This is a genomic window from Amycolatopsis thailandensis, assembly GCF_002234405.1.
Taxonomy (GTDB): domain Bacteria; phylum Actinomycetota; class Actinomycetes; order Mycobacteriales; family Pseudonocardiaceae; genus Amycolatopsis; species Amycolatopsis thailandensis.
The window spans coordinates 25,554-33,809 of sequence record NZ_NMQT01000084.1; the positions used below are offsets into that span (position 1 = coordinate 25,554).

Here is an 8,256-nt window from a genome sequence, read left to right on the forward strand (position 1 = left end):
ACCCTAGCCCGCGCCGTCGGACCCGATGGTGAGAGCCGCCGATCGCGCGTCGTAACGATCCCTGGCGGACTCGACCTCCTCGAACCTGGCCTCGGCCCAGTCCTTGATCCCGGCCACCAGTTGCCGGAGACTCCGGCCGAGATCGGTCAGTTCGTAGTCGACGCGGACCGGTACGCACGCGGTGACGGTGCGGGTCAGCAGGCCGTCCCGTTCCAAGGTCCGCAGGGTCTGCGTGAGCATCTTCTGGCTGACGCCGGCGATCCGGCGCGAGAGGTCGCTGTAGCGCTGGGGCCCGTCGCCGAGGGCGACGAGGACGAGGCTGACCCACTTGCCCGACACCTCGTCGAGCAGCTTCCTTGCCGGGCAGGCCGCGAGATAGGCGTCGTAGGCCCGCTTCTCCTCGTCCCGCCGTTCCTGTGCCGTGCGCGTGACCACGATGCGCGTACCTCCGCGTGGGTTGGGCACCTCGAGGTGCGTACTTCCCGATGGAGAGTAACTCCCCATACGTTCGCCCGAGGACGACACCTTGGAGGAGAACGATGCGCGCAGTGGTGGTCCGCCGGTTCGGCGGCCCGGAGGTCCTGGAGTTCGCGGAGCACCCGACGCCCGTGCCGGGTATCGGCCGGGTCCGGGTGCGGGTGGCGGCGGCCGCGGTCAACCCGGTCGACGTCGCGACCAGGTCGGGTTTCCTGACCGAGGCGGGGATCATCCCGCCAAGGGACGTGCTCGGGATCGGCTGGGACGTGGCCGGGACCGTGGACGCGGTGGGTGACGGCGTCACGGGTTTCACCGTGGGCGACGCCGTCATCGGCTTGCGGGACCGGCCGTCGGCCGCGCTCGGCACCTACGCCGAGTTCGTCGTCCTCGACGCGTCCGCGATCGCCGCCGCGCCACGGACGGCGTCCCTCGCCGAGGCCGCGACCCTGCCGCTGAACGGTCTCACCGCGGCGCAGGCGATCGATCTGCTCGACCTCCCGCCGGGAGCGACCGTCCTGGTGACCGGCGCGGCGGGTGCTGTCGGCGGCTACGCGGTCGCTTTGGCCAAGGCACGCGGTTTCCGCGTCGTGGCTACCGCCGGTTCCGCCGACGAGGCCTTGGTCCGGGGTTTCGGTGCGGAGGTTTTCGTGCCACGTGGCGACCTCCTGGGAGACCGGGTGCGGGCGGTGGTCCCCGGCGGGGCGGACGCGGCGCTCGACACGGCGTTGCTCGGACTCGAAGCCTTGGACGCCGTCGCGAACCGCGGCCGGTTCGTGGTGTTCGCGGCCGGAGCGGCCCCGATTCCCCTGCGCGGCATCAGGGTCGAGCACGTCTGGATCCGCGCGGACGGCACCGCGCTGGCCGGGCTGGCGACCCTCGTCGACGACGGCGTGCTCGCGCTCCGGATCGCGGACACCTTGCCACTGACCGAGGCGGTGAAAGCACACGAACGTCTGGCGGTGGGCGGACTGCGCGGGCGACTGGTCTTGACCAACAAATAAGTTGACGCTTAATTAAGCCGAAGGTTATCTTCACCTCATGGACAACGACGTGACCCGGCTCGAACTCCGGCGCGAGTACCCGGACCCCATCGAAGACGTCTGGTCGGCACTCACCGAATCCGACCGCACCGCGCGCTGGATCGGCCCGTGGACCGGGGAAGCCGGAGTCGGCAACACGATCGCGCTTTCGATGACCGCCGAGGAAGGCTCCGAACCGAGCCATGCCGTCATCCGCGAATGCGATCCACCGAAACGCCTGGTCATGGACCTGCAGAACAAAGAGGAACCGACCTGGCGAGTGGAACTGACGCTGACCCCTCGGGGCGAAGGCACGGTGCTCGACTTCGTGCACCTCATGCCCAAGACCGACTGGGACACCTCGGACATCCTCAAGGGCTGGCACTTCTACCTCGACCGGCTCGGCGCCTCCCTGGTCGGCGAACCGGTGCCCGAGTGGGACGGCTACACGCCGCCTACTTTGGAGGCATGAACGATCGAGTACTGCTGATCACCGGCGCCTCCCGCGGCCTCGGCGAAGCCACCGCACGCAGGGCCGCGGCCGCCGGGTTCCGGCTGGCGTTGCTCTCCCGCGACCGCGAGGCACTGCTCCCCCTCGTCGCCGAGTTCGGCGAGGATCGCGCCCTCGCGCTCGCGGTGGACGTCACCGACTGGGAGTCGCTGTCCGCCGCCGTCGAGACGACGAAGAAGACCTTCGGCGGCTTGGACGCGGTGTTCGCCAACGCGGGGCAAAGCGTCGTCGTGTCGTTCTTCGGCGACGGCGGCGCGGACCCCGAGCAGTGGCGGGACATGGTACTGACGAACGTCTACGGCACCGCCCTCACCGCGCGGGCGACCCTGCCGTCACTCGCGGAATCGAAGGGGCACCTCGTGCTCACCGGTTCGGTCGCCGGGCGTTACCACCGGCCGGGGAACCTCTACTCGGCGACGAAATGGGCGGTGACCGGACTGGCCGGGTCCATCCGCGAGGAGGCCGTCGGCACTGGCGTCCGGGTCACCGTCGTGCAGCCGGGTCTCGTCGAAACCTCGATGATCCCCGAGGGTTCGGAGTCGAAGCCGAAACTGGAACCCGACGACATCGCGAGGGCGGTGCTCTACGCGCTGGAGCAGCCGCCCTCGGTCGACGTCAACGAGATCGTGGTCCGCCCGACCGGCCAGATCCGCTAGCGGGTCAGGGCAGCAGCGACTCGGCCAGCCGCCCCCAGTGCGGCATGGCCGAGTCGCCGGGCTCGACTCCGATGACCTGGACTCCGACGTGGTCGGCGCCGGCGTCGAGATGCCCGTGCAGTTTCGCGGTGACAGTGTCGAGATCGCCCCAGAACACGAGATCGTCGACGAGCCGGTCGCTGCCGCGGCCGCCGTCGATGTCGGCTTCGGTGTAGCCGAGGCGGAGGTACTTGGCGACGTTGTACTTCGAAGTCAGATATCCGTGTAGGTGTTCGCGCGCGATCTCTCGCGCCTTGCCCGGGTCGGTCTCGAACAGCACGGCGTGCTCGACACCGAGGAAGGCCTTCTCCCCTAGCACTTCCCTCGCCTGGGCGGTGTGCGACACCGTCACGTGATAGGTGTGCGCGCCCTCGGAGCGGTCTCGGGCCAGTTCGAGCATCTTCGGTCCGTACGCGGCCAGCAGCCGCCGCATCGGCGCGGCCGGCAGCGGGTTCGCGCTGGTGACCGCGTCGAGTTCGTCGAGGTAGTCGTTCATCGCGTCCAGCGGCTTGACTCCGGCCTGAGCACCGCCGAAGCCGAGTCCGAGGACATGCCGGTCCGGATAGGCGTCGGCCAGCAACAGCGCCGCGCCGCGGGTCCAGCGCGCGCCACGCGATCCGATCCGCGCGATCCCGTTGACCACGGCGATGCGCTCGGTGGACGCGAGCAGGAATCCGGCGTGGGTCAGCGCTTCCCGCCCGTCCCGCTCCGGGATCCAGATCGCGGGCCAGCCGAGTTCTTCCAGCTCCCGCACCGAATCCCGCAGCATGCTCGCGGGCTGATCCTCGAAGTCGAACGTCCAGATCCCGAAACGCCCCAGTTCCATCTGTCTCTCCTCAGGTCGAGTCTTACATATCGAAGTATCGCAGATTCTCGATATGTTATTCCCGGCCGAACTCAGATGGAGCGTCCCAGCAGGTCGACGAGCTGGGCGATCCGCTGTTCGTCACGCCGATAGTGCGTCCACTTCCCCACCCGGGTGGACTGGACGAGCCCGGCGCGCTGCAGCAAGGCCATGTACGCGGACACCGTGGACTGCGCGAGCCCCAGCTTCTCCTGGAGATGGCTGACGCAGACGCCGACCTCGTTCTGATCGGCGATCGCCTTCTCCGGCGGGAAATGCCGGTCCGGTTCGCGCAGCCAGCCGAGCACCTGGAGCCGGATCGGGTTGGCGAGCGCCTTCAACACCTCGACCAGGTGCTCGGTGGTCTCCGGAACGGGTTCTGCGTGTGCGGTCATGGTCCTTTGAGCTTAGGCGCCGGAGAGGCGGGCCGCCCTGCCCTTCGCCCCGCTCGCCCAGCACGCGCCGTGAGCGCAGTCGACCGAGTCCAGTGACCCGGTGTCGAACGACTTCCAGTGCCGTCCGCCGTCCGGGCTCAGGTCACTCCCGCCGGGACCGACGGCGATGACCGTGTTCCCCAGCCACGCCAGGCCCGACCGGTAGCCGACCGGGGCCTCCGTCGGCGTCCGCCAGGTGCGCCCCTTGTCCGCGCTCAGCGCGACCCCCGGTCCGGGAGCGTTCGGCGCCGCGTAATCGCCGCCGATGGCCACGCCGTGCCGCGGATCCCGGAACGTCACCGAGAAGACCCCGGCGGACGCGCCGCTGGGCAGCGGAGTGTCGGCCGCTTCCCACGTCTTCCCGCCGTCGCCGGAGTGCAGGACACGCGCGCGGGCCCCGCCGCCGGTGGCGATCCAGGCGTCGCGCGGCCCCGCCGTGGTGATGCACTGGCCGCTGGCGGCGAACCCGAACTCACCTTCGAGCGCGGGGACCATGCCCTCGGCGGGCACGGCCGTCCAGGTACGGCCGCCGTCCGAAGTGGACTGCAACCGGAACTTGCCGTCCACCGGATCGCTCATCGCGAGACCGCGCCGGTGGTCGAAGAACGCGACACAGTCGTAGAACGCGGCCGGGTCACTGTTCTGGAAGGACAGTCGCCAGCTTTTGCCACCGTTGTCGGTGCGGTAGATCCGGGACGCGTCGCCGGGACCGATCGACAGGGCGACCGCGTGATCGGCGTCGAAGGCCTCGATGTCCCGGAAGTCGAGCGCCTCGGCGCCTGCCGGGGCGACCGGCTTCCAGGTGCGGCCCCGGTCGGTGGTGCGCAGGATGGTGCCCTTGCTGCCGCTGACCCAGGCCGTGCGGGAATCCACCGCGGAGAGGCCGCGCAACTGCGCGTCCGTGCCCGTCGGGGTCTCGGTCCACGCGGGTTCGGGACAGTCCGGTGCGGCGTGCGCGACGCCGGTGAACGCCAGCGGGACAACCGCTCCCAGCACGACCAGCAACGCACGGCGCATCGGCGTACCTCTCCCTCGAAGATCCGTGAAGGCCACCTTAGAGGGCTCAGCGCCTTCCAAGATGGCCTTCACGGAGTAATTCAGAGCGAGGAGATGAGCCTTTCGACCCGTTCGTCCACCGAACGGAACGGGTCCTTGCACAGCACGGTCCGCTGCGCCTGGTCGTTCAGCTTGAGGTGCACCCAGTCCACGGTGAAGTCACGTCCGGCGGCCTGCGCGGCGGCGATGAAGTCACCGCGCAGCTTCGCCCGCGTGGTCTGCGGCGGGGTGTCCTTGGCCAGTTCGATCTCACCGTCGTCGGTCACCCGGCGCACGAGGCCCTTGCGCTGCAGCAGGTCGAAGATGCCGCGGCCACGCCGGATGTCGTGATAGGCCAGGTCGAGCTGGGCGATCCGCGGGCTCGACAGGTCGAGGTCGTGCTTGGCGCGGTAGCGCTCGACCAGACGGTGCTTGATCGCCCAGTCGATCTCGGTGTCGATCTTGCTGAAGTCCTGCTGCTCCACCGCCTCCAGCGCCCGGCCCCAGAGCTCGACGACGCGCTCGGACTGCGGCGACGAACCGGTCTCCTTGACGTGCTGGACGGCCCGGGCGTGGTACTCGCGCTGGATGTCCAGCGCGGACGCCTCGCGGCCGCCGGCGAGCCGCACCTGGCGACGGCCGGTGAGGTCGTGGCTGATCTCGCGGATGGCCCTTATCGGGTTGTCCAGCGTGAAGTCGCGGAACTGCACGCCCGCCTCGATCATCTCCAGCACCAGGTTCGCCGAACCGACCTTGAGCATCGTGGTCGGTTCGGCCATGTTCGAGTCACCGACGATCACGTGCAGCCGCCGATAACGCTCAGCGTCGGCGTGCGGCTCGTCGCGGGTGTTGATGATGGGCCGCGAGCGCGTGGTGGCGCTGGAGACGCCTTCCCAGATGTGTTCCGCTCGCTGGGACAGGCAGTACACCGCGCCACGCGGCGTCTGCAGCACCTTGCCCGCGCCGCAGATCAGCTGCCGGGTGACCAGGAACGGCAGTAGTACGTCGGCGATCCGGGAGAACTCCCCGGCACGGGTCACGAGGTAGTTCTCGTGGCAGCCGTAGGAGTTGCCCGCCGAGTCGGTGTTGTTCTTGAACAGGAAGATGTCGCCGCCGATGCCCTCGTCCGCCAGCCGCCGCTCCGCGTCGACCAGGAGGTCCTCGAGGATCCGTTCCCCGGCCTTGTCATGCGTGACGAGCTGGACGAGGTCGTCGCACTCCGCCGTCGCGTACTCCGGGTGGGAGCCCACGTCGAGGTAGAGCCGCGAGCCGTTCGACAGGAAGACGTTCGAGGAACGCCCCCAGGACACGACACGCCGAAACAGGTAACGCGCCACTTCGTCCGGGGAGAGCCTGCGTTGCCCGTGAAAGGTGCACGTCACCCCGAACTCGGTCTCGATGCCAAAGATCCGCCGCTGCATCCCACCAGAGTAGGCGGTGAGGACCCACTGAAGGTGCGCCGTTCGGGCGTCGACACGCGGTCGGTACGTTGCATTCGGTGAAAGGTGTGCGGGAAGTCCCGATCGGGTATCACGCACATGACGTCCCGACCCGGAAGTGGGGAACCCGTGTTAAAGCAGCTCAAGCGCCCTTTCCGCAAGGTCGGGCGGACCGACAGACGGTTGATGGCACGGAGCGCGGCGCTGCCGAGGACCAGGGCCGACGACGTGATCACGTCGCTCTCCAAAAGTGCCGACAAATCCAAGCTCTGGTGGTGTGTCGCGATCGCGCTCGCGGCGAAGAAGGGCCCGACACGCCGAGGCGCGCTCCGCGGCGTGGCCGCGATCGCCGGGGCGAGCGCCGCGGCGAACCTGATCGGCAAGCCGCTGTTCCCCCGCCGCCGTCCCGCGGCCGAGGAGGTTCCGTTGCACCGGCGCCTCGTCCGGCGTCCGACCTCGTCGTCGTTCCCGTCCGGGCACTCGGCGTCGGCGGCCGCCTTCGTCACGGCCGTCGCGATGGAATCACCCAAGGCGGGCGCGGCCCTCGTGCCGCTGGCCGCCGCCGTCGCCTACTCGCGGGTCCACACCGGCGTCCACTGGCCCAGTGACGTCGGCGTCGGGATCGGCATCGGCGTCGGCGCGGGCTTGCTGACGCGCCACTGGTGGCCGCTGAACCCCGACGTCCCCGCCCGCACCGCGCACACCGCCGACGCACCCGAGATGCGCGACGGCGAGGACATGCTCGTCCTGGTCAACCCGCATTCGGGGATCGACGGCCAGGACCCGACCGAGGAAGCCCGCTTCGCCTGGCCCAAGGCCACCATCCTGTACCCGGACGCGAAGCGGGACCTGCGCGAACAGCTCTGCGACGAGATCGCCGCGCGGGACAACACGGTGCGCGCGCTCGGTGTGGCCGGCGGGGACGGGACGGTCGCCGCGGTGGCCGCCGTCGCGGCCGACCACGACCTGCCGCTCGCGCTCATCCCGGCCGGCACCCTCAATCACTTCGCCCGCGACGTCGGCATGCGCTCGATGCCCGACGCGGACGCCGCCACCGAAGCGGGCAACGCCGTCGGCGTCGACCTCGGCGAGGTCGAGATCAACGACGACGACGACCACCGCTACTTCGTCAACACCGCCAGCCTCGGCGGCTACCCGGAAATGGTGCGGATAAGGGAAAAGCTGCAAAAGCGGCATCCGAAGTGGCCGTCCGCGGCGATCGCGCTCGCCCGTACCCTCCGGCGCGCGAAACCGCTGGAAGTGACCCTCAACGGCAAGCACACCAGCATCTGGCTGCTGTTCGTCGGCAACGGCACCTACTCGCCCAAGGGGTTCGCGCCCTCGCACCGACCGGCGCTCGACACCGGTCTGCTCGACGTCCGCTACCTGCGGGCCGACATGCCCTACTCACGGGCGCGGTTCATCCTCGCGACGATCACGAACAGCCTCAACGCCAGTCACGTCTACCAGGAACTCGACGTCCCGGAGCTGCACGTCCGGCTGCTCAACGGCAACCGTCGCGTCGCCACCGACGGTGAGGTCGGACCGCTCGGCAACGACTTCCTGTTCCGGTCGCGGCCCAGCGCGCTCACCATCTACCGGCTCTAGGACACGGCTCAAGGACCCCAGCAGGGCGCTGCCGAGCGGCGCCCGCTTCACGGCTGGAAGTCCGTGAAGGCCTCCTTCCCTACCGTGTTCGGAAGAGCACACGTCTGCACTCCAGGCACTCGAGTAGCTCATTGACCGTGTCCTGCTTTATAAAATATAGTTGTAGGCTAGGTGCTTGTTCAATGTCTAAGTCT

Annotated in this window: 9 protein-coding genes; 4 read left to right on the plus strand and 5 right to left on the minus strand. The window is 69.3% G+C overall.

The genetic code is table 11. From position 1 onward, the window contains the following. Positions 1 to 3 precede the first annotated feature (3 nt). Positions 4 to 435: a winged helix-turn-helix transcriptional regulator gene (locus tag CFP71_RS23380; protein ID WP_093936085.1), complete on the minus strand. Its 432-nt coding sequence runs from the start codon at positions 433 to 435 to the stop codon at positions 4 to 6. Between the two features lie 104 nt (positions 436 to 539). On the opposite strand from CFP71_RS23380, the gene CFP71_RS23385 reads away from it, so the two are divergent. From CFP71_RS23385 to CFP71_RS23395, 3 genes are read left to right on the plus strand one after another with little or no spacing between them, the layout of a single operon-like run. Then, positions 540 to 1,478 (plus strand): NADP-dependent oxidoreductase, encoded by a 939-nt coding sequence (locus CFP71_RS23385; RefSeq protein WP_093936086.1) that lies wholly within the window; start codon positions 540 to 542, stop codon positions 1,476 to 1,478. A gap of 37 nt (positions 1,479 to 1,515) precedes the next feature. Further along, positions 1,516 to 1,968 carry an SRPBCC family protein gene (locus CFP71_RS23390; protein ID WP_093936087.1) on the plus strand — a complete coding sequence of 151 codons (453 nt, stop codon included), beginning with the start codon at positions 1,516 to 1,518 and terminating at the stop codon, positions 1,966 to 1,968. After that, positions 1,965 to 2,663, plus strand: a complete 699-nt coding sequence (locus CFP71_RS23395) for an SDR family oxidoreductase (RefSeq protein ID WP_093936088.1) — start codon at positions 1,965 to 1,967, stop codon at positions 2,661 to 2,663. The genes CFP71_RS23390 and CFP71_RS23395 overlap by 4 nt, the downstream gene beginning before the upstream one ends. Positions 2,664 to 2,667: 4 nt before the next feature. Here the strand turns inward: CFP71_RS23395 and CFP71_RS23400 are convergent, their stop codons facing one another. From CFP71_RS23400 to pafA, 4 genes are all read right to left on the minus strand, one after another. Beyond that, on the minus strand, positions 2,668 to 3,528 hold the full coding sequence (locus CFP71_RS23400) for a TIGR03620 family F420-dependent LLM class oxidoreductase (protein ID WP_093936089.1): 861 nt from the start codon (positions 3,526 to 3,528) through the stop codon (positions 2,668 to 2,670). A gap of 71 nt (positions 3,529 to 3,599) precedes the next feature. Beyond that, positions 3,600 to 3,941, minus strand: a complete 342-nt coding sequence (locus tag CFP71_RS23405; protein WP_093936090.1) for an ArsR/SmtB family transcription factor — start codon at positions 3,939 to 3,941, stop codon at positions 3,600 to 3,602. A 12-nt stretch (positions 3,942 to 3,953) separates the two neighbouring features. Beyond that, on the minus strand, positions 3,954 to 4,997 hold the full coding sequence (locus CFP71_RS23410; RefSeq protein ID WP_093936091.1) for a WD40/YVTN/BNR-like repeat-containing protein: 1,044 nt from the start codon (positions 4,995 to 4,997) through the stop codon (positions 3,954 to 3,956). Between the two features lie 80 nt (positions 4,998 to 5,077). After that, the gene (pafA, locus tag CFP71_RS23415) at positions 5,078 to 6,436 is read right to left on the minus strand and encodes a Pup--protein ligase (RefSeq protein WP_005150872.1); all 1,359 of its coding nucleotides are present in this window, start codon (positions 6,434 to 6,436) and stop codon (positions 5,078 to 5,080) included. A 147-nt stretch (positions 6,437 to 6,583) separates the two neighbouring features. Between pafA and CFP71_RS23420 the strand changes: the two genes are divergently transcribed. Then, positions 6,584 to 8,062, plus strand: coding sequence for a bifunctional phosphatase PAP2/diacylglycerol kinase family protein (locus CFP71_RS23420; protein WP_093936092.1), 1,479 nt, complete (start codon positions 6,584 to 6,586; stop codon positions 8,060 to 8,062). The last annotated feature ends 194 nt before the right edge of the window (positions 8,063 to 8,256 follow it).

Bases quoted from the DNA above. Each gene is read 5' to 3' on its own strand.
- CFP71_RS23385 (WP_093936086.1), top strand. From the start codon at position 540: ATGCGCGCAGTGGTGGTCCGCCGGTTCGGCGGCCCGGAGGTCCTGGAG.
- CFP71_RS23390 (WP_093936087.1), top strand. From the start codon at position 1,516: ATGGACAACGACGTGACCCGGCTCGAACTCCGGCGCGAGTACCCGGAC.
- CFP71_RS23395 (WP_093936088.1), top strand. From the start codon at position 1,965: ATGAACGATCGAGTACTGCTGATCACCGGCGCCTCCCGCGGCCTCGGC.
- CFP71_RS23400 (WP_093936089.1), bottom strand. From the start codon at position 3,528: ATGGAACTGGGGCGTTTCGGGATCTGGACGTTCGACTTCGAGGATCAG.
- CFP71_RS23405 (WP_093936090.1), bottom strand. From the start codon at position 3,941: ATGACCGCACACGCAGAACCCGTTCCGGAGACCACCGAGCACCTGGTC.
- CFP71_RS23410 (WP_093936091.1), bottom strand. From the start codon at position 4,997: ATGCGCCGTGCGTTGCTGGTCGTGCTGGGAGCGGTTGTCCCGCTGGCG.
- pafA (WP_005150872.1), bottom strand. From the start codon at position 6,436: ATGCAGCGGCGGATCTTTGGCATCGAGACCGAGTTCGGGGTGACGTGC.